This window comes from Paenibacillus sp. NPDC056722, from assembly GCF_042790635.1.
Lineage (GTDB): Bacteria > Bacillota > Bacilli > Paenibacillales > Paenibacillaceae > Paenibacillus_AQ > Paenibacillus_AQ agri.
Map to the genome: position 1 here is coordinate 406,366 of NZ_JBHTYV010000005.1, position 22,016 is coordinate 428,381.

Annotated in this window: 17 protein-coding genes; 9 read left to right on the forward strand and 8 right to left on the reverse strand. The window is 45.5% G+C overall.

All coding sequences use genetic code 11. The annotated features are described in order from the left end of the window. The first annotated feature begins 19 nt into the window (after positions 1-19). On the forward strand, positions 20-928 hold the full coding sequence (locus tag ACFRAM_RS15760) for a DUF5643 domain-containing protein (protein WP_379466638.1): 909 nt from the start codon (positions 20-22) through the stop codon (positions 926-928). A 106-nt stretch (positions 929-1,034) separates the two neighbouring features. On the opposite strand, the gene ACFRAM_RS15765 is transcribed toward ACFRAM_RS15760, so the two are convergent. Together ACFRAM_RS15765 and ACFRAM_RS15770 are read right to left on the reverse strand one after the other, a co-directional pair. Continuing rightward, positions 1,035-2,258: an ATP-binding protein gene (locus ACFRAM_RS15765; RefSeq protein ID WP_379466639.1), complete on the reverse strand. Its 1,224-nt coding sequence runs from the start codon at positions 2,256-2,258 to the stop codon at positions 1,035-1,037. An 87-nt stretch (positions 2,259-2,345) separates the two neighbouring features. Next, entirely contained in the window at positions 2,346-2,975 is a 630-nt protein-coding gene (locus tag ACFRAM_RS15770; protein WP_379466640.1) for a type 1 glutamine amidotransferase family protein, read from the reverse strand. Positions 2,976-3,163: 188 nt separating this feature from the next. Here ACFRAM_RS15770 and ACFRAM_RS15775 point away from each other — a divergent pair, with 188 nt between their 5' ends. After that, a complete protein-coding gene (locus ACFRAM_RS15775) occupies positions 3,164-4,606 on the forward strand; it encodes a serine hydrolase domain-containing protein (protein ID WP_379466641.1) in 1,443 nt (480 codons plus the stop codon). A gap of 61 nt (positions 4,607-4,667) precedes the next feature. Here the strand turns inward: ACFRAM_RS15775 and ACFRAM_RS15780 are convergent, their stop codons facing one another. Continuing rightward, positions 4,668-5,657, reverse strand: coding sequence for a zinc-binding dehydrogenase (locus ACFRAM_RS15780; protein ID WP_379466642.1), 990 nt, complete (start codon positions 5,655-5,657; stop codon positions 4,668-4,670). Positions 5,658-5,995: 338 nt separating this feature from the next. Here ACFRAM_RS15780 and ACFRAM_RS15785 point away from each other — a divergent pair, with 338 nt between their 5' ends. Beyond that, the gene (locus ACFRAM_RS15785) at positions 5,996-6,850 is read left to right on the forward strand and encodes a LysR family transcriptional regulator (protein ID WP_379466705.1); all 855 of its coding nucleotides are present in this window, start codon (positions 5,996-5,998) and stop codon (positions 6,848-6,850) included. A gap of 44 nt (positions 6,851-6,894) precedes the next feature. On the opposite strand, the gene ACFRAM_RS15790 is transcribed toward ACFRAM_RS15785, so the two are convergent. Further along, positions 6,895-7,767: a phosphotransferase family protein gene (locus ACFRAM_RS15790; RefSeq protein WP_379466643.1), complete on the reverse strand. Its 873-nt coding sequence runs from the start codon at positions 7,765-7,767 to the stop codon at positions 6,895-6,897. Between the two features lie 210 nt (positions 7,768-7,977). Continuing rightward, positions 7,978-8,721, reverse strand: coding sequence for a glycoside hydrolase family 16 protein (locus ACFRAM_RS15795; RefSeq protein ID WP_379466644.1), 744 nt, complete (start codon positions 8,719-8,721; stop codon positions 7,978-7,980). A 147-nt stretch (positions 8,722-8,868) separates the two neighbouring features. On the opposite strand from ACFRAM_RS15795, the gene ACFRAM_RS15800 reads away from it, so the two are divergent. From ACFRAM_RS15800 to ACFRAM_RS15825, 6 genes are all read left to right on the forward strand, one after another. Further along, positions 8,869-9,789, forward strand: coding sequence for an ABC transporter permease (locus tag ACFRAM_RS15800; RefSeq protein ID WP_066377994.1), 921 nt, complete (start codon positions 8,869-8,871; stop codon positions 9,787-9,789). An 18-nt stretch (positions 9,790-9,807) separates the two neighbouring features. Further along, positions 9,808-10,692, forward strand: coding sequence for a carbohydrate ABC transporter permease (locus ACFRAM_RS15805; RefSeq protein ID WP_175373456.1), 885 nt, complete (start codon positions 9,808-9,810; stop codon positions 10,690-10,692). A gap of 310 nt (positions 10,693-11,002) precedes the next feature. Further along, a complete protein-coding gene (locus ACFRAM_RS15810) occupies positions 11,003-12,661 on the forward strand; it encodes an extracellular solute-binding protein (protein ID WP_175373457.1) in 1,659 nt (552 codons plus the stop codon). A gap of 148 nt (positions 12,662-12,809) precedes the next feature. Further along, positions 12,810-14,648, forward strand: coding sequence for a sensor histidine kinase (locus ACFRAM_RS15815; protein ID WP_379466645.1), 1,839 nt, complete (start codon positions 12,810-12,812; stop codon positions 14,646-14,648). Positions 14,649-14,651: 3 nt separating this feature from the next. Further along, positions 14,652-16,223, forward strand: a complete 1,572-nt coding sequence (locus ACFRAM_RS15820; protein WP_379466646.1) for a response regulator — start codon at positions 14,652-14,654, stop codon at positions 16,221-16,223. Positions 16,224-16,389: 166 nt separating this feature from the next. After that, positions 16,390-19,014, forward strand: coding sequence for a family 16 glycosylhydrolase (locus ACFRAM_RS15825; RefSeq protein WP_379466647.1), 2,625 nt, complete (start codon positions 16,390-16,392; stop codon positions 19,012-19,014). 154 nt (positions 19,015-19,168) lie between these two features. Here ACFRAM_RS15825 and ACFRAM_RS15830 read toward each other — a convergent pair whose 3' ends face one another. The 3 genes from ACFRAM_RS15830 to ACFRAM_RS15840 all read right to left on the reverse strand — a co-directional run bounded on the left by ACFRAM_RS15830 (position 19,169) and on the right by ACFRAM_RS15840 (position 21,934). Then, positions 19,169-19,930 carry a leucine-rich repeat domain-containing protein gene (locus tag ACFRAM_RS15830; RefSeq protein ID WP_379466648.1) on the reverse strand — a complete coding sequence of 254 codons (762 nt, stop codon included), beginning with the start codon at positions 19,928-19,930 and terminating at the stop codon, positions 19,169-19,171. A gap of 439 nt (positions 19,931-20,369) precedes the next feature. Beyond that, positions 20,370-21,092: an ABC transporter permease gene (locus ACFRAM_RS15835; protein WP_175373462.1), complete on the reverse strand. Its 723-nt coding sequence runs from the start codon at positions 21,090-21,092 to the stop codon at positions 20,370-20,372. After that, positions 21,089-21,934 carry an ABC transporter ATP-binding protein gene (locus tag ACFRAM_RS15840; RefSeq protein WP_379466649.1) on the reverse strand — a complete coding sequence of 282 codons (846 nt, stop codon included), beginning with the start codon at positions 21,932-21,934 and terminating at the stop codon, positions 21,089-21,091. The genes ACFRAM_RS15835 and ACFRAM_RS15840 overlap by 4 nt, the downstream gene beginning before the upstream one ends. Between the last annotated feature and the right edge of the window lie 82 nt (positions 21,935-22,016).

Here is a 22,016-nt window from a genome sequence, read left to right on the forward strand (position 1 = left end):
AACTTAGGAGATGAACATTATGAGAACAAAAACAATGAAATTATCTGCATTTCTATTTGCTGCTACCGTAGGTCTCGGAGGACTGGGGATACCGGCCGCAACCCATGCAGCCGCTGTTCAACCAGCCGCTAACACGGTGCTTAATACAGCGAAAGCCTCCGATTCACACGATAAGCTTACTTTAACAGGCGTTGCACAGTTCGACGGTAACTACATCAAGATCAATTTGAGCCGTGAGGGAACCTTATATTCAGGAAACCTCGCAGGAATAACCTTAAATGCTAAAGGCGAGCCTTTTCTGGCAGAAGGAACACTCATTGGGGTTGACGCAACAATATCTAAGTCTGAAGGGACCCCGTTAAAGTCACCACGCTGGATCAGTGACGGTGATGCCAACAAGGCGGTTGTTGTATTGCAAACAGGATGGTTAGATGAGAAACAAAAGGCAAGCCTGGCTTCCTCTGAATTGAGTGTTAATTTGAAGCTGAACGGAGTCCAAGACCCGTATACATTGAAGTTTTCGCTCAAACAAGGAGGACTGGTGCGTAACATTCAAGCGCCTGCTCCAAAGGCAAACAAACAATTTAAAATCCAAACAAATGTAGTCGCTTTGGGAGAAGCTTCTGTGCGCATTGGATTGACGGTTACAGGAGTACCGGAGCAAGCACAGGCTATGGCGTACGATATTTATGATAATCTGGGGAATAAAGTAGAATTTATTGCGAGGGAATCGACCAAAATTACCAAGGATACTACCTCTGAAGATCTATTGTTCGAGAAAATTCGCCCGGACGCACAGTACCTGACCATCAGACCTTATGAAGCAGTGTTCGAAAACGGCAACTCCGGGGTATATAAATTGGATGCTAAGGGAGAGGTAGTTAAAAACTACAACAAGCAGCTGGAAATCAAAATCCCTCTGAAATAACCCTTGTCGCAAGGCAATAGATTTATACTTATCTGCAAAAAGGGGGTTACCGATCGAGCCGCAAGGCCTGAGGTAATCCCCTTTTTCATTGTGCGAAAGTCTAATATTACTGGTCATTCTTAGCTAAAAAGCGAATATTAACTGTTGTTCCATTCCCTTTAGAGCTTTTATAAAGAATCTCTCCATCATATTTGGCTACGATATTAAAACAGATCATTAATCCTAAACCTGTTCCATTACTCTTAATTGAATAAAAAGGAGTGCCTAACAACTTCACCTCAGCTTCTGACATTCCACTGCCTTCATCGATGATTTTTATCTCGACAAAATTATTATTTCTCTTTGCTGTAATCGATACGGATTTACCAACATCCGAAGCTTCTAAAGCATTTTTTATTAAATTAATGAGCAACTGCTTAAACTCAATTTTATTTATGGAAATAATGCAATCTTCCTCTACATTTATATGAATCTCATTATCAGATAGCATTGCATACGAATTGAGCAGACCTGACACACTCTCCAGAACTTCCTTCACGTCGACTTTCTCTGTTGTTTGGTCTCCATTCGGTTTGGACAGTGTGAGAAATTGCGAGATAATTTGTTCTACTGTGTTCAATTCATCTATCATTAATTTGAACTTGTTTTTGATAGGATCACTAAATGAAGCATCTTCTTTGTAAAACTGCAAAAAACCTCTAACCACTGTTACCGGATTTCTGATTTCATGTGCCACAGCAGCTGTTAAATGTGCGACCATCTTTAACCGTTCAGATTGCTGTAATTGTTCATAATAAAGTTGCTGACTTCTCATTCTTCTAAAAGAAAGATAAAAAATAAGAAATAATAAGGCTTGAGTAGCTATTATATTAATAAGATTACCTATACTATCTTGATGTAAATATGCATATAAATTACCTCTATTAATATCAATCAAGAAGATATAACTAAAAGTAAGGGCTATCAATATTCCATTTACAATAAAAGAAAAATAAAACAACTTTAAATCATAAAATAGAATAGAAAGAGCAGGAATGAGGCAAATAAAAATATAGGTGGACCAAGTCTGAGGATATAAAAAGAAAAGAAGATAGAAATAAGCAAATGCTAATAAAATGATGATCTTTCTGAGAAGATGCGTTTCATGCTTAGGGTAGATCAACAAAGAAACAGATACAAAGATTACACAAAAAACATGCAAAATGTACCCAAAAGTAATCCTATCGAGCTCGGTTGTAGAAAGTATTAATCCAGCAACCATAAGGACGATGATCATCAACATTACAATATAATATGTTTTTCGATTCACCGCACTGTACAATTCTTTCATGAATTCACCACATAATTTAATTTCTAATATATTAATTATATCAGTGAGCTTCTGAAAATGGTAATAAAACTACATGAATCGACTTTTTCACTCTATTAATGACTCCATCAACTCATAGAAATACTTAGCTTCATGAGTCTTATTAAGACTGTACCAGGCTGCTAATGTTTTTGAAGAAAACACATCCAGAGCTTTCAAGACATGAACAGAAAACTCCAACGGGGCCGTTCCAGATGCAGTGATCAGGTTTCCATCCGTTACAGCAGACTCCATTTGGTAATTCTCTTCGCCCGTATAAGTGGGGCAGATCATTTTAAGAAAATCCAGATCGTTACTTGTATGCCCACGTGAATTCAGTAGCCCTGCCTGGGCAAGGCCCATCGTAGCCCCACAAATCGCAGCAACTAAAATATCTCCCTGCAAACACTTCTTGGCAATGTCTAAGATTGGTTCATGAATGGCTTCTGTCCATGTCTCTCCCCCCGGTAAAATCAAGATATCTGTGCCCTCAATACTGCACTCATCTAACTTGATGTCAGGCAGTATTTTCAATCCGCCCATGGTTGTTACTGGCGTTTTTTCATTACCCACGGTAACTATTTTTGATGGAGACAGCCCTTTCTTATAATATCTTCCCGAATTCAATTCCGCCGTTAAGTAACCTATTTCCCAGTCTGCCATTGTGTCAAATACATAGAGGTATACCGTATGATTCATTCTCAAGCTCTCCTTATTTTACAATTCATCCATTGATACCAACCATCCGTCGGTGATCAATGATCATCACCATTATAAAAAAGCATCACTGACATCTGCTGTCAGTGATGCTATGTATTATATAATTGGATTAATATGGATTATAAATCTATAGTGAATATAACAACTAATCTTAAGGGGGCACGATATTGATTAAAGCCACTATTCAAGATCTTCCAGAAAACCACGGTTTAACTTCAAAACATTTATTATCGTTCTTTAAAAAAGTCCAAGAGTCTAATTTAGATATAAATAGTTTTATTTTAATGAAAGACGGGCAGGCTATTTCTCAATTCTATCGGAAGCCTTATCGAAAGGATACACCACAATTATTATTCTCTCTTAGTAAAAGCTTTACATCTATTGCGGTGGGAATAGCTTGGGATGAAGGATACTTCGACTTACACGAGAAGGTGATCTCGTTCTTCCCAGACAAACTTCCTGATCATATATCGCCTAATTTGTCACAGATGACAATACATCATCTCTTATCAATGACTGCTGGTCACCAAGATAATATTTATGGCGAAGTGGTAAAGCATACTGACTGGATAGCATCATTCCTCTCCCAAGAGGTACATCATGTGCCAGGAAGTTACTATCGATATAGTACGCACTCTACTTACATGCTATCTGCTATTGTTGAAAAAGTGACCGGTCATAATTTAGTCGATTTCTTGATGCCTCGATTGTTCGAACCTCTAGAGATTCCCAGACCGTCGTGGGAGACTTGTCCAAAGGGGATTACAGCGGGGGGTATGGGGTTAAGTATTTCAACCGAAGGCATTGCAAGATTTGGCCAAATGCTGTTAGAGAAAGGTATGTTCAATAATAAACGAATTGTATCGGAGAAATACATTAACCTTGCCACATCAAAAAATGCTGATACGATGCGAGACGAGGATAGAATTGATTTTTCAAAAGGTTACGGTTATCAATTATTTCTATGTCGTAACGATTGTTTCATGGGTAATGGTAGATACGGACAGCTTTGCTTTGTAGCTCCTAAGGAGAGGATAGTGATCGCAGCAACCTCATGCCTACCTAGTATGAAGCATCTACAATCACTTTTGGATCTTATATATGAATATATCCTTGGGCAAATTAATTATGCGACTTCTTCTAATTTAAAAGATGTACTTGCATTACAAAAATACCTTTCTAACATAGCCTACCCCATCCCAGTATCTAAAGATTTAATAGACAAAGAGTTAGTTTTCAAGGATGCCCGATATACTATCCACAAAAATCCTCAATGTATAGAGGAAGTCCGTTTCTCTTTCCAAAACAATCAGCTAGAGTTCCAAATGATGTACGACAACAAAGTAAATAAGGGCTATTTGTTTGAGTTCGGCACTCTTTTTCATGGACAAGACTTATTCACGAAAGATTTGGCGCTCCACGATCAAGAAGTAGCTACTCACGCATATTGGTGTGGCGAAGATACCTTGGTGCTCACTTTGTTTTACGTTGAAACGCCCTATGTGATCAAATACAATATTTCTACTAAAAATAAAACCATTGAACTCCAATGTTCCAACAATGCATCTCTTGATACTGAAGATTACAAAATAACTGGAGTATTATTATGAAATTACAATTTAACTAACGTATGCTTCAAAAATCAATCTCCAAATCTGCAAGAGTGTCCGCTTAATCTATTCTTATTCCAATATTACCGAACTGCTCGCCCTGCTGCATTCTGTGAAATGCCTCCACTGTTTCTTGTATTGGATATACCCGATCAATGATCGGACGGAGACAGTGGCGTTCCATAAATTGCAGCATATCAGCAAACTCCTCGCTGCTTCCCATAGAGGTACCGATGATACTGATTTGCGGGAAAAATATAGACCGAACGGGGATCTCTATTCGATCTCCCGAGCTTGCGCCAAACGTGACAATACGGCCATTGGGTCTAATAATGTCAAAATAATGCGGGAACGTCGCAGGTCCGATGCTGTCGAGGATGAGATCCACGCTCTTCCCGTTCATACTTTCCTTCCAATCACCATTACTGTCAAATGCATAATTAGCCCCATGTGCGAGGGCAGCTTGTCTTTTCGCCTCACTGCGTGACGTTACACTAACACGTGCTCCCGCCGCTAACGCCATCATCATGGCATAGGTCGCAACACCACCGCTGATGCCAGGAATAAGAACGTGCTCCCCTTGCTGTAAGCGGCCCCTCGTGAACAGAGCCCGATAGGCGGTCAAGGCAGACAGGGGTAGCACACCCGCTTCTTCCCAAGACAGGTACGCAGGCTTGCTGATGGCATTCTGTGCAGGAATGATGATCGACTCGGCGAATGTACCTTCTGAAGGGCCACCCACAATGGCTGGAATGTGCGGAACATTGTCGACAGATTCCCATCCGAGACACGGGTTAATGATGACATCGGCACCCACTGTATGGTTGGATACACCTTCACCTACTGCTTCAATCTTGCCCGCGCCATCAGAACCCATAATCAGAGGGTCATCCTGTTCTGTCCGACCGGCCATGATGAACAAGTCCCTATGGTTCAGCCCTGCCGCCTTTATCCTTACTTTCACTTCTCCAGCCCCCGGCTGTTTGTCTGTCATATCTTTATATTCCAAGCCCTTCAGGCCACTTTGTCCGGCATGTACAATTGCTTTCATTTTGATTACTCCTTTAATCGTTGTTAATGAATATATATAAGATGAACAGAAGAGATTAACAGAAAGTGAGGAGGAATGGAGGGGAATGATTGGAACTGTAGGAGCGTAGCGTTCGCCTTTGTCTGCTGATTTCAACCGCTAGAAGCGGTTTAATCGAAGAAATCTGGAGACAACAGCGACCGGAAGTCCAAACATTCACCGTAGTGACGACCGAGCTTTACGTTCGGATCTTAAGTTCATCGTATATAGTGAATTGTACATAGAGGATATAATCCAGTAAAATGATCAAAAATGAAGGCGACTATCATAAAGAATCATACCAGGCAGGTGGCGTGGAAATGGAAAGTGGAGATTTGAGAATATTTCAAGCCGTTGCACGCGAGGGTACCATAACCAAGGCTGCGCAAGCCTTGAACTACGTCCAGTCCAATGTGACGAGCCGAATACAGCACCTTGAGGCTGAGCTGAAGCTCCCTCTCTTTCGTCGATCTAATCGGGGGATGACACTAACAGCGGCAGGTAAGAACTTGCTGGAGTATACGGATAAAATACTTACGCTGATGGACGAAGCTGTAAAATCCACACAATACTCAGAACATCCTGCGGGCCTTCTCCGCTTAGGTTCTATCGAAGCGACAGCGGTTATTCACCTGACCCCTCTTCTGACCGATTATCATTTACGATATCCCGATGTCAATCTATCACTCGTAACTGGCGAAACACATGGTCTCTTACAAAAGGTGCTTGATTATGAGCTAGATGGAGCCTTTGTGTATGGGCCAATTGACCAGCCTGATATAGATTATATTGCGGCTTTCGACGAGGAGTTGGTGCTGATCTCGCAACCGGATAAAAGCGACATACATGAACTACTTACGAAGCCGATGTTATTCTTCGACGTTGGATGTACACACCGGGCAAAAGCTGAACGCTTCCTAAGTGAGAGCGGGATAAGTTCTTATCAGATTATGGAGTTTGGAACGTTGGAAGTGATTCTAAATGGGGTTGCCGCCGGACTCGGCGTGTCTTTGCTACCCCAATCGTCGATTACCAAGGCGGAAGAGGCGGGAGCCATCGCTTCCCACCGTTTGCCTGAAGGGTATCGTAATTTACAGGTATGGTTTGTGCATCGCCGGGATTCGGTTTTCTCCAGTGCATTGTCAAGCTTACTTCAAATGATTGAGCAGACTTAGAAGCAAGTATCAGCTCCATTAAGCATCTTCTGATCTGGTGCCCTTTAACGAAGTTCAAAGTTTATTGGAAGTCGTTTCTCCAAAAAACATTGCAGCTCTTTGCTCTTTTCCTCTCCATTCGGAAATGAAACGATCCTATTTAGCAGCAGCCACCTTAAAGCAGCGATGCTTTCAAATACATTCAGTTCAATATCTTCAAAGGGTTGCTGAGATAAATAGGCCGACTTGAACCAGTTGTATTCATTCTCTCCTAAAGATATTAACAGCAGAACAGCGGACCACGCTACATCGTAACGGATATCTCCCACTTGAACATTAGTCCAATCGATTATAGTGATCTCATGATCTTTAAGAAGAATATTCCCTAAGTTAAAATCACCATGAATTAGCCTGCGTTCTCGATCTGGATAGGTTCCTCTCAGGCTTTCCAGTATAATCATAATATCTTGATGCTGTTCAATATCGGGAAAATACTGATTTATAATTATATCAATGATTTCACCCCCGGTATCACTATCCAATCCAAGATGATGGGTTGGGGTATGGTGAATCTGATATAGAACCCTTGCAAATTGTTCGATTTGACGCTTTGATGGTTTATCGACTGGATAGCCTGAAAAATCAGTGGCTAGAACTTCTGTCCCCGCATCTGTTGTTCCCCAACCAACAGGCGTTGGGACAGGTAATCCTGCAATCTGTGCATTAAATAAGAACTTATATTGTTGATGTGCTTGTGAATTAAAAAGTTGTTTCCATACCTTTAACACATACTTAGGTTCATCCTTCTTCTGCAGTAACAATATATCGGCTTCAAATCCAGTTGTTATTTCACGGAAAGTAATATCCATTCCATCCATTCCTTGATTTAGCCACTCAGCGAAAGATGGCTCTTGCTCACTCCATTGAACATTGATCACAGTGAATCCCCCGATCTCTAATTCCTTTTTGGCTAATGCAAAAGGTTGCTCAGCCGTAGCTTAATTGTAAATATTAGGTGGTCATTCTTTCAACATAAAATCGAGAGGATGATCGCTACCGCTCACTATATCAACATTATGCAAAAACAGGGCATCCCCAACATGGGTATGCCCTGGCCTTTTCAATCTAATCAATCATCAAGGTCTAGCTTATTGGTACAGCCAGATCCCCGAAACGGTCATAACCGCCGGCAGCGAAGATTCATCCACGGCTACATTGTCATACCACCCACCCACCGCAAGGTTAAGTAGCAGATAAAAAGGCTCGTCAAAAGGCGTTACGCCTGGCTCCAGACGATGCTCAGCATAGCAATGCCCGTCTACCAGCCATCGCATCTTGTCAGCGTCCCATTCCAGCGCATAATCACGAAATTGATTAATCGTTCCGTCTTCTAATTGGTAGGAGAACTCCTCAATGACTTTATGTTCCCAGTCCTTACCGTAGTGCAGCGTGCCGAAGATTTGCTGGGGCAGACGACCTTTCGCTTCCAGAATATCAATCTCACCGGAGGCGGGCCAAGGTCCGTAAGCCTGGTCTTGGGGCAGCAGCCAGATGGCAGGCCATATCCCCTGCCCTACAGGCAGCTTTGCACGTACGACTAGCTTACCGTAGCAGAAAGAAAAATGGTCCTTTGTATCCAAACGGGCCGAGGTATATGCAAACTGCCGTCCCGCTAGTTCTATGCTTTCACTGCGCGCGCACAGGTTCAAACCATATTCATCGAAATACAGATTGCTGGAATGATCACTATAAAACTGCTGCTCGCCGTTGCCCCAACCCGTATCTATGGGATTGCCGTTGTCATCAAGCAAGTCATTCCCGATGCGTATATTCCACTCTTTCAAATCAGCACTTTGCTTTAAGAAATTCTGCTCCCATACTAGCTTGTTCATCCTTCACACACTCCCCTCATTTAATCACAGCATACTTAAATTTTGCGGCTGATCAACCAAATCTAAAAAAATGGGATAGGGTCCATAATCATGGGCTTTTTTTCCTATGCGCATTTTCATACGATGAAATAGAAAGGGGGACGGAACATGTTCCAATACAGAACGGGACAAATGAAAGCGCTTCTTAAGCAGTGGCAATTGCAAAGCATGGTCATTCCAGGAATCATCTGGATGTTTATCTTTTGTTATATCCCCATGTTTTGGCTCATTATTGCATTTATGGATTACAGTATCGCCAAGCCCTTATTTGATTCACCGTTTGTCGGTCTGAAGCACTTTCAGGATTTTTTGTCGGATGAGCGCTTCTGGCGTTCGATCCGTAATACCTTGGGGATGAGCAGCATCAAGCTGATCTTGGGCTTTCCCATTCCTATCTTGTTTGCCTTACTGCTTAATGAAATACGGAGTCTTCGATTTAAGCGTACGGTTCAAACCATTTCGTACCTGCCGCACTTTATTGCCTGGACGATCTTTGGCGGGATTGCGCTCAACTGGCTGGGCGAGGGTGGTGTGATCAATCAGCTGATGATGGCGATCGGAGTCCAGGAACGCGAAATCCTGTTTAACAGCGAGCCTAAGTACTTTTGGTGGATTACCTTTTTCACCGATACGCTGAAAGAAACAGGCTGGAGCGCCATTATCTACATAGCAGCAATATCCGGTATTGATCCGGGGCTGTACGAAGCGGCCGAGCTGGATGGCGCAAATCGGTGGCAGCGGATGTGGCATATTACCATTCAGAGCATTCGCCCCACCATCGCTATTCTGTTCATCCTCGCTGTCAGCGGGATCCTCGGTAGTAACTTTGAGCAGATCTTTATGTTGAAGAACAACATGAACATGCGAATGGCGGAAAGCCTGGACTTGTACATCTACAACATGGGGTTGGTATCCGGGCGTCATTCCTTCTCAACAGCCGTCCTGTTCGCCCGCTCTATTGTAGCGCTAGGTTTGCTATTTTTGGCTAATTCCACAGCTAAAAAACTTACCGGCGATAGCATTTTTTAAAAGGGGGAGGACAGAGGTATGGAAAGACGCAGAAGGTTTCGGCATATTGGATTATTTGAGGTCTGCAATACCCTGCTGATGCTGGCGGTTTGCTTTTTAACACTGTACCCGATGTGGTTTGTATTCGTTAACTCGCTCAACTCGCCACAGCAGGCATCGCTGGGTACCGTCAATTGGTTTCCCAAAGAATTATCGCTGGCCAGCTATAGTGTTGTGTTCAATGATAAGACGATGATGAATGGTTTTTACATCACTACTCTGCGCACGGTGGTCGGGACAGCGACGCATGTACTGTTCACCGCCATTGTCGCTTACGGATTGAGCAAGTCTAATTTGATTGGCCGTAAGGCGTATATGAAAATCGCCTTGATTACGATGCTGTTCTCAGGCGGGCTGATCCCCTCGTTTATTCTCATGACGAAGCTGGGCTTATACGATAATTTCTGGGTATTTATCATTCCTTCTATGTACACTTTTTTTAATATGGTCATTTTCATGAGTTTCTTCCGTACCATTCCCGATAGCCTGGAGGAATCTGCGAAGGTAGACGGGGCTTCAGACTATGGCGTCCTATTCAGAATCGTATTGCCCAACAGCATGGCTGTTATTGCGACCATATCGCTATTTTCAGCCGTCTATCATTGGAACGATTATTACCAGGGTGTCATTTACATCCGCTCACAGAACCTACTGCCGCTACAGACCATGCTGTACAAAATCATTGCAGAGAACTCCATGTCCTTCATGCAGCAGCAAGCGATGGCGCAATTCGGCGCTAGACTGCCCGGCAACTCTATCAAATTTGCATCCATGATGGTGGCCACACTGCCTATTCTGGTAGTTTATCCTTTCATCCAACGTTATCTGGTCAAAGGCGTAATGATTGGAGCTATTAAAGGGTAGGTGTATGCGTCTATATATATTGAACTTAAGATACTAACATAAGGATCGGCGTCGCTACGGTGAAGTTTGGACTTTCGGTCGCTGTTGTCTCCAGATTTCTTCTATAATAACCTCATGTCGAGGTTGAAATCCGGTGACAGCCTATGCTTTCGATGCTAGCTTTCCTTTGGAAAGCTTTCAGGCGATCGCTAGCGCTCCTACAGTTCCAATCTTCCCCTCCACGCCTTCTCTCCTTTTCGTTTCTTTCTTTAGTTCAAGTTATATAGAAGCTTATATGAAAAATTCAGATAAAAGAAAGGATGATCCTGTCATGAAACGCAATCTTCTCAAGCCAGGCTTGACCCTTGTTCTGGCTACATCCTTGGCGCTAGGTATGGCCGCGTGTAGCAATTCATCGAGCGAAAGTAGCCCGACCCCGCAACCCACAGATAGTACGCAGCCGCCGAGCGAAGTCAAGCTCAATCCCGAGGAGCCTGCCTGGAAGCTGGATACCAGCCCCGTAGATTTAACCTGGTTCGTAGGTGCTAACTGGTACGGCCAAACCTGGGGCGATAGCTTAGCCTCCAAATATGTTACGGAAAAGACAGGCGTCAACATCAAGCTGGAAGTCCCCTCCGGCGAAGCCAATGAGCATGTTACCTTAATGATGACCTCCGGCAAGCTCCCAGACTTAATCTCTATGGGTTCTTGGGAAAACGCTGTCAAAAAGCTGTGGGAGGGCGATCATGTGTATGCCCTGAATGAATTGGCTGATCAGTATGATCCCTACTTCTTTAAGGTAGCTGGTGAAGGATCACTGAAGTGGTACCGGCAAGAAAATGGCAACACTTATGGCGTGCCGAATGATTCCTACAGCCCCACTCTGATGCATGAGACCGGCATGACAGCCGCCAACCAGACCTTCCTGGTTCGGAAGGATCTATATGAGGAGATGGGCAGCCCGGACCTGAGTACCCCGGAGGGCTTTTTGAACGCGCTGCAATTGTTAAAGGATAAATATCCGGAGTATAAAGGCCAGCCTATCAGCCCCTTCTTCGCACAAGGGAATGTCCCTTACGGGATGACTGAATTTCTGCAGAACCTGTTAGCTGTGCCGCATGAGCAGGACGGGAAAGTATACGACCGCGTGACCGACCCTGATTATATCGCTTGGTTGAAAACCTTCCGCACAGCTTACGAGCGCGGGCTAATTAATGTAGATTTCCTGGTGGATTCCGATACTCAGGTAGAGGAAAAAACGAATAACGCCCGTTACTTCATGATGGTCCGCGAGTGGAACGGAATGGCAGCGGTCAATCCAATGCTGGCTGCAAGCGCCAATCCGGACTCCTACTACATCGCTGTCGATGGCCCTAAGAACAGCAAGGGTGACGCTCCAAAGCTATTCCCCGGCAACATGGACGGCTGGATGGTGACGATGATTAGCAAATCTACTAAAAACCCTGAGCGGGCCATCCGCTTCTTGACCTATCTGGCCAGCGAAGAAGGCCAGCGCGATTTATTCCTGGGTAAAGAAGGCGAAACATGGGAGATGGTCGGTGACAAGCCGCAGTTGAAGCCTGAAATGGTTGATTTGCAGGAAAACGATATTGAGAAAATGGAGAAGCAGTATGGCATTCTGGATACTTATTGGATGATGCGTAACCCTGTAATCATTAATCAGTGGAGACCGGCGAAAGCCCCTGTTCTTAAGCAAATGGAAGACTTCGCCAATGAGCGGGCTGATATTGATAGCGGCATCTACAAAGGTCTGGATCCACAAGGCGATTCTGATGTAGCGGTGTCCTGGGCCCGTATTGCTCAGAATTGGGAGGAAGTGATGCCTGAGCTGATTACGGCCAAGAATGAGGCTGAGTTTGATAAAGTTTTCGATAATTTCCTTGACCGCCGAAGCAGTTATGGCTTTGACAAGGTGATGGAACACCGTCAGACGGAACTGGATGCACGAAAGGCCAAAATGGCAGAGTAACATGCTTGTATTAAGATCACTACCGGTCACCGAGATGGTGGCCGGTATTCCCTTCTTCTGGGGTTCTAATCATTTGGCACAACAGCCTATTTACCTACCGGACGGTTTGTAATATATGGTATATTACAAGAGTAGGGAGGCTATTTGAATGACGTATCTGCTGACTAAAGTGAAGAGGCTTTACCGCAATTCGCGCATATCTAAGAAATTATTTTTAGCCTTTAGCATGATGATTGTCATCCCTGGGATTTTGGTATCCCTTTTATTTATCCGCACACAGGAAAACCAGTTATACAAGGATGCAATGGCCACCGGCAGCAGTCATGTCTCGCGGCTTAACGAACAGCTGCGCAGTAGACTGGGCATTATTGAGAGCGCTTCCTCCACTGCACTGAATCAAAAGGCCTTTGTAGATTTTATTCACTCCAATATGCGCGGGGATGGCCTTCGTCTGGTGAAATTCAGACAAAACCAATTTGAGCAAATGCATAATATTATTCAAAGCCATGAGATGATCAGTGAGCTCAGCTTTTATGTCGATAATCCAAACCTGTTTGAGATTTGGCCCGAAATCTATCATTATGACAAGTTCTGGCCGCAGAATTATTGGGTGACACTTCGGGAAGAAGGTGGCGCGGCACACCGCTTATTTGCTTTTAAAAATGGCGAACATACGCTGTCCTATTACCGGCTGGTACGCCTTCAGGGGCAACAGCAGAAACTCCCCACCATTATGGAAGTTCGCACCCCGCATAGCGTGTTTTTCAGCGACCTGTTCGAGGAGAACGGTGGAGATTTCTTCTCTGTGGTGATGGACGGAAGTAATCCTGCTCGAAATGTATATAATCCCCGGCATGTGTTTCCCCTAACGGCTGGGAACGAGCTAAACGAGATTCTTGGCAGCATCCATCAGCGGCTGGATGTACTGCAGCAGAATAGCCCTATTAAGGTCAGTGTAGGGGATCATACTTACTACGCACTCTATCGCTACATCGCTCCACTCAACGCCTATGTGGTGGATATCGCCTCCCATCAAGACCTGATGAAGGGTCCGCGAAACTGGTATCTACTCGTAGTAGCGATCACATTATGTGTGCTGCTGTTGTTGCTGCTGCTCGTTTCGCATACCACCCGGCGCATTTTCCGCCGGTTAGACAGGGTGTTGATTTCCATGCGTAAGGTGCGACAAGGCCAACTGGATGCAAAAATTAATACTGGTCTCGGTGAAAATGAACCTGGCGATGAAATCGACGAGGTAGCCGTCAGCTACAATAGCATGTTAGACGAGATCAAACAGCTGATGACGCAGGTGGTAGATAAGCAGCTAATTGCCAAAAACGCACAGCTGCACTCGCTGCATTCACAGATCAACTCTCACTTTTTGTATAACGCGCTGGAATCAATCCGTATGCTGGCAGAGGTTCAGCGGCAACCAGCAATCGCCGACGCGTTGGTGTCATTAGGCTCGCAACTACGATACAGCATGCAGTGGCGCAGCGATACAGTTGCCCTTAGCGAAGAACTGTCCAACATACACAGCTATGTCCGCTTCATAAACTTTATGGAAGGCGGCAATATTGTCTTGACGGCGGATCTTCCTCAGGAGGTGCTGCGCTATACGATTCCTAAAATGTGCATGCAGCCCATCGTCGAAAATGCCGTTCATCACGCGGCGCCTTCGGGCGGCAGTGTAGACATCCAAATTACCGTATCTGTAGAAAATAACAGCCTGCTGCTAATCAAAATACGAGATGACGGTGCAGGTGTTGACCCTGAGATGCTAGCCAGCTTACAGGCTGTATTACGGGGGGAATCAGATAAACCAATCGTTACCAGCAAAAACGGACTGGGCCTGGAGAATGTGCATAAGCGTTTACAGCTTCATTACGGCCAGGGCTGTGGCCTTTGGATTGACAGCGTGCAGGGCGACTATACCTGTGTAACCATACGATTGCCATGGGAAAATGTGAATCTTGGAGGATGGTAGAGCATGATCAATATTCTGATTGTGGACGATCAAAAACACATTCGCGATGGGCTACAGGCCATGCTGCGCCAATTTCCTCTGCAGCTTGAAAACATTTACTGTGCCGTAAACGGGATTGAGGCACTGGAAATATTGCGTCAGCACGTCATCCAGCTGGTGATTACTGATATCCGAATGCCTGATATGGATGGACTGACGCTAATGGCGCAGACCAAAGAGGAGCACATCGAGGTCGATTTCCTAATTATTAGCGGCTATAGCGATTTTGCCTATGCTCAAAGGGCCATCGGGCTTGGGGCCAAGGGCTACCTGCTCAAGCCTGTGAAACGCGAAGATCTGCAGACCGCAGTGGAGCATGTAGAGCATGAGATCAGAACAAGGCAGGCGCTCTCGCGCAACATGGAGCATATCTCCCGCCGTGCCCAAGAAACAGATCGCAAAGAGCTAAGTATGTACATGCAGGGCGCGGTAAGCGATGAGGGATGGGTGCTCCAGACCCAGGGGCAGAATCCAGAGCTGTGGCAGAATTACCGCCTGTGTCTGCTGAGAGAGGAGCTATGGATTAATCAACCGGGGGCTGACAGTAGCCACAGCATAGAATCCATTGCTTACCGTGTATATGGCAGAGAGGGATGTGTATGCCTGCAACACCGTCCGTACCTGATCCTTGCGGTGGATGCAGCCGTAGATCCGGGAGTCTTTCCTGCTGCCCTCAAGGCGGAGCAGAAGGATGCCATCACTGCCATGACCGGCCCGCAGCAAGGGTTAAAAGAGCTGCCTAACAGCTATACACAAGCTTTAGAGCTATATCACCACAGTTACCTTTTTCCAGATCGGAACTGCATTCTGCCAACACATATTGATCGGCTAGATCAGCAATGGGAGCTTCCTTATGAGGAGCTGTATGCCCTTTTCCAGCTAATCGGCACCAAGAACAGCGGTACAATCACCCAAGGCATTTCCAAGGTGTTTCACAAAGATACGCTGCAACGCTATCACATCCGGTACACACAGCAGTTATCCCGCGCCATTGTACAGATGCTGGAGGAATATGTGCGAGTGATCCGCCCGTATATGGGGGAAGAAACGCTGGACATCGAATGCTTGCGTAATCTATTTGATTACCCAGGCATTCGTGATTATATTCAGGCCATGCAACAACAACTGCTTCGTCTGAACCAGTTCTATTATGAGTACAAATGCAGCTATCGCAACACGCAGGATTTGAATGAAGCCATACGTTTTATACACGAAAGCTATCATAAACCGCTGGACCTCGCGATGGTGTCCAACCACGTGTCGCTTAATTATGCCTATTTTTCAAACCTGTTCAAGAAGAATATCGGTAAAGGCTTTGCCGAATACCTGCGCGATGTGCGCCTCGATAAAGCCCGGAGGCTACTGGCCGAAACCGATCATAAAATCGTCGAGATAGCCACCATGGTCGGGTATGAAAGCTACAAGAGCTTTACACGGGCTTTTCGGGAAGTCATGGACATGCAACCCACAGAATACCGGCAACTGATGCGTAGAAAATATGATAGCGAAGGAGAATACCAGGACACAGCTCTATAAATCGGGCGGTATCCTGCTTGAACGAGCAAATATCATCAAAAGCCAAAAAAATGGGTTATAACAAAAATTATTGTACCTTTAAGCCCATTATTACATTCGATAGAATAAAGATGTCACAGGATGAAAGCGGTTTCGAATTCTAATATTTTATTACAGGAGGATACGTATGACACGAATTTACAAAACGGAACACAGGTGGACGCATAAGATATTGAGTTTGTTCTTAGTAGTAGTGCTGCTGGCCGGTGTTGGCCTATTGCCAACTTCGAAGGTTCAGGCAGCAGGAACGACCGTTACCTCTATGGATTACTTTTCAGCAGCAGACGGACCTGTCATCTCCCAATCAGGGGTTGGGCAAGCTAGCTTCGGTTTTGTCATGCCTATATTCAATGGAGGCTCTGCGACCTGGAATACTGTTTCAGATGACGTAGGCGTAAATGTGAAAGTAGCTGGCAACTGGGTTGATATTGATAGCGCCGGCGGCTATACCTATAACCAGAACTGGGGGCACTGGAGCGATGGGGGCTTGAACGGCTATTGGTTCACTCTCTCCGCAACAACTGAGATTCAGTTGTTCTCCAAGGCAACTGGGGTTACCCTTGATTACAACCTTGTTTTTCAAAACATAAACAAAACAACCATCACTGCCATGGCACCTACACAAGGGCCGCAGATTACAGCAGGTTTCACAGGCAGTGCAGGCTTTACTTATCCTACCTTCAACAATGATCCATCCATAACCTATCAAGCTGTGGCTGATGATTTGAGGGTGTTCGTAAAACCTGTAAACAGCAGTACATGGATTGATATTGAAAATAATGCGGCCAGCGGCTGGATCTATGATAACAACTTCGGACAATTCACTGAAGGCGGCGGTGGCTACTGGTTTACCGTAACGGAGTCTATGAACGTCAGATTAGAGTCGAGAACTTCCTCGGCTAACGTCGTTTATACGATCACTTTTAATGAACCCGTAAGAAATTCGTATGTGCTCACTCCCTATGATGGAACTACCTATACAGCGGATGTGAACGGCACCATAGGTGTACCGCTTCCCAAGATTGATGGGGGTGCGCCAATTGGCACCGAGCTTGGAAAATACGTCTACCAGATTAACATCAACGGACAATGGGTGGCTATGAGTGACTCCAGTCAGAGCGGATTTGTATACGCCGCGAATGGCTACAACCACATGTCCGATGCCAATCAGTGGGGATACTGGGCTGACTATATCTACGGTCTGTGGTTCCAACCTATCCAGGAGGATATGCAGATCCGTATCGGTTATCCATTGAATGGCCAGGCGGGCGGCAGTGTCGGCAATAATTTCGTCTACTATACCTTTATTGGCAATCCAAATGCCCCGCGTCCGGATGTATCCGATCATGATGATATTGCTATCGGAACACCAACCGATCCGACGATCGCGGGCATGAATCTCATTTGGCAGGATGAATTCAACGGAACATCGCTCGATATGAGCAAATGGAATTATGAACAAGGTTATTACATCAGCAACGATCCTCATAGCTGGGGTTGGGGAAATGCGGAGCTGCAGCACTACACAGACAGTCCACAAAATATTTTTGTAGAAGATGGAAAGCTGAACATCAAAGTCTTACACGACTCCAAATCCTTTCCACAGGACCCTAACCGGTTCGCACAGTACTCCTCTGGTAAAATCAACACCAAGGATCATCTGTCCTTCCAGTACGGCAGAGTAGATATTCGTGCCAAGCTGCCTACAGGGAATGGCGTCTGGCCAGCACTCTGGATGCTTCCGGAAGATTCCGCATATGGTGCATGGGCTGCATCCGGTGAAATCGATATTATGGAAGCCAAAGGACGCTTGCCAGGCACAACCAGCGGCGCCATACACTTTGGCGGACAATGGCCGGTTAACAGATATATTGCCGGCGAATATCACTTCCCTGAGGGTCAGACCTTCGCCAATGACTATCATGTGTACTCCATGGTCTGGGAAGAAGATAACATGAAGTGGTATGTAGACGGCAATTTCTTCTTCAAAGTCAGCAGAGATCAATGGTATTCCACGGCCGCGCCGAACAATCCAAACGCCCCATTCGATAAGCCATTCTATCTCATTATGAATCTGGCGATCGGTGGATACTTTGATAATTTAAATACCCCAGATCCGTCTGATATCCCTGCAACGATGCAGGTCGATTATGTTCGTGTGTATAAAGAAGGAAACAGCGAGAATCCGGGTAGCAACGTACCTGTTACCGGTGTAACGCTGAATCAGACCACCGCACAGGTAGAGGTCGGAAAGACTGTACAGCTGAACGCCAATGTAGCTCCGTCCAATGCAACCAATAAACAGGTTACTTGGAGCGTGTCAGGCAACAGCGTCGCTTCTGTGAGCCAAAACGGTACCGTGACCGGCCTCGCTCCAGGCACGACAACCGTGACAGCTACAACAGCGGATGGCAATAAAATAGCTACCTCCACCATAACCGTTGTGCCTTCATCATCATCCGGTACAATCATCGTTGGTGATGCGGTGAAAGGCCTGAAGAAAACAGGCAATAACCTGACCTTCTATGTGAATGGTGCAACCTTTGCCGACTTACATTATAAGATCAATAACGGCGGGCAGCAGAACGTAGCCATGACCCCGACAGGGAACGGTAACTATACCTATCCTGTAAATAACCTGCAACAGGGGGATACCGTCGAGTACTTCTTCACCTATAATCCTGGGCAAGGAGCGGTGGATAGCCCGACGCTGACTTATATTCATGGGGTGACGCAGGGGACTCCGGAGTAAATTGGTTAGACCTTAGTAGGAGCATGTTGCTACTAGGAGAGGTTTTAAAGTGACTGGACGCTAGGAGAACTGTTTTGAAAATAAATAGGCGAAGGGGAAAGTATTAGCTTCCCTCTCGCCTATTTTTTGTTTCAGCTGTGCTGGAAACCTAAGTCTACTCCGGCTTGGTTGCATTGTTACTTGTTAAATCTACTATGACACCCTTGTTCTCCAGTTGCTCGATAACCTGTTTAGCTTGCTCATTTAACGGGTTGTTGGCTAAAGACACTTCTTTTAATTGCGGCATCGTTAATAGCACTGCAATATCACGGATGAGGTTATCATCCAGATAGAGATGCTTCAATGTTGGATGATTTTTTAGTGGTGTCAAATCTTGAATTTTATTGCCGCTCAGTAAGAGCCATTCTAACTTCAATTTCTGAATGGGACTTAGATCCTCCACCTGATTGTTGCTGGCAAGAAGATCGGTCAGCTTAGTCAGATTTTTTAGCGGAGCCAGACTTTTTATCTTGTTATCGTCAGCGGTCAGAGTCTTCAGAGAACCTAAACCAGAAATCGGTGAAAGGTCAGAGATCTGATTTCCTTCAACAGCTAGAAACGATAACTTTTTAAGCTTGCTCAGCGGTGTTAGATTCCTGATCTTATGGCCGGGCAGAAATAAGCTCTGCATATTAACGGCATTTTCAAGACCTTGTAGACTGGTAATTTTGGACTTGGACTCCGGAGGGTATAAAGACTGCAACTGCTGCAAATCAGCCGCCTTCAGCTCTTTATTCGCCGGCAGCTTCAATTCTGCCCGAATGGCTTTCGCCAAAGTAGGGTCCGTAATGATGGATGCAGCCCAAATGGACGTCGCTGGTAAGAATACGAAGACCAAACAAAGCACGATGATATTTTTTACTAGTTTAGCAGACATACAGAATCTCCTTTTACGCAAATCGATTGGGTATCATGCCTTTATTTTATCGGATTTGATTGTATAAATGTTCAGCTTATGATGATAGAGTTTCTTAGAAGCAATATGTTATTCTCCATTCTGGTATTGTATACAGCCCAGAAAGTCACACCTTCTTTATTCTTGCACTCCACCATTGGGGCCCTCATCCGCAAGTTATGCTTACGCCTCCAACCTTGTTTTCTCCTCTTTTTCTTCAGGCTATCAAGCACATTTTTAACATGGAACCTTCTTAGCTAATCGCCCCTACTCCCTCTCAAACAAAAAACCGATAATCCCGTCCGGGAGCCAAAGCCATTTGATCAACAATACGACAGCGAGTACGATCACGCCTAGGATTACATTTTTCGTCCCCTTGCTCATACGAAGCCTCCTCCCCTTGCAAAGTCCGTCAGTGACGCTACTTGTCAAAACGTTTGCCACCGTAAATTAAGAAGACCAGCACCATGGAAAGAACCGTCCATACTAGCAAGTTGCCAAGGCTCAACCAGAGCTGCTCCATCCCCTTGTCTAGAACAAGAGCCGACAATCCCTCCATGAAATGATACGAAGGAATGAAGCCAATCACATCCATAACGAAGGGCACCTTCAGCCCAGGCGCGAAAATGGGGCCAAAAACAAAAAACAACAGGATCGGAAGCCCCACAATGGACGTTTCGGACGCCGTTCGAGAGATCAGACCGATAGATGTGCCCAAAGCCATAAAAATCACCAGCAGAAGCAGAATGAATAATACCAGGTACCCTAGATTTATCGCCGGAACTCCTGTAATCAGCATACACACAGCCATGACAACAATCGTATACACGGTGGTCATTGTACTTTTGCCCAGCAATACCTCCACCGGCGAGGCCGGAGACAGCATCAGCGCACGCAGGGTGTTCTTTTCCTTTTCCTCCGAGATCATAAGAGCCTGAACAAAAGCACCGACCACCGAGATGGCAATCATAATCGGCATGGTAAAGTGATCGATGGTACCGCCCTCAGACAATGCCTTCTGTCCTTTCATTAAGATGGAGAGAACAATGGGCATGCCTGCCATAAGCAGAATTTGCGGGTTCTTAACAGAGTCCTTCCACTCCTTCCCGGCGATGGCGAGCAGTCGGTTTAGTGAGAATGTCATTCCAGGCCCCTCCCTGTCAATTTTACAAAAATATCACCGAGCGTCGGCTCATTCGAGTGAATCGCCAGCAGTTCTCCACTGCGGATCAACTCGTTAATACGGATCGCCCCTGCTGCATTCTTTCCTACAATCTCCGGGCCCTCCGGTGTCGTCAGGGTAATGGTCTGGTCCCCGTGTTGCAGTCTTAACTGCAACGGGGTATCCAGCGCAGAAATTTCGCCATTGTTCAAAAAAGCAACCCGATCGCACAGCGCTTCCGCCTCCTGCATGTTGTGCGTAGTCAGGAAGATCGTCGTCCCCTCCCGGTTTAACCGCCGCAGGGTCTCATGAATCTGCAGGACATTGACCGGATCGAGTGCAGATGTCGGCTCATCGAGGAACAGAATCTCCGGGCGGTGAAGAATGGCCCTGGCCAGTGTAACTCTCTGCTTCATCCCCTTGGACAACCGCTGCACCAACGTATTTCGATCAGCCGAGAGATTCACAGCATCGAGCACACCTTCAAGCGACTTTTCAGGTACGCCATACAAACGGCAGAACAGAACCAGATTGTCATAGACGCTAAGACGATCATATAGGCCGCTATTATCTGTCAGAATTCCGATTCGCCCCAAGTAACTTGCTTTGCTGCTGCGGTCTGGAGCTATTCCAAATACCGTTACCCTTCCGGATGTAAAGCGTAGTTGAGAAGTCAGTATCTTCACCGTCGTTGTTTTCCCTGAGCCGCTGGGTCCAAGAAATCCGAATATTTCTCCTTTCTGCACCTGGAAGCTAAGATTCTTCAGCGCCTGCTTCTTTTGGTACATTTTCGCAAGATTATCTACCTCGATGATGCTTTCCATGACGATTCACCCACTATTGCTTAGTAGCCTTTTCAAGCTCACGGCAAGACTATCGCGAATAAGGCCAAACAGCAATAAATCC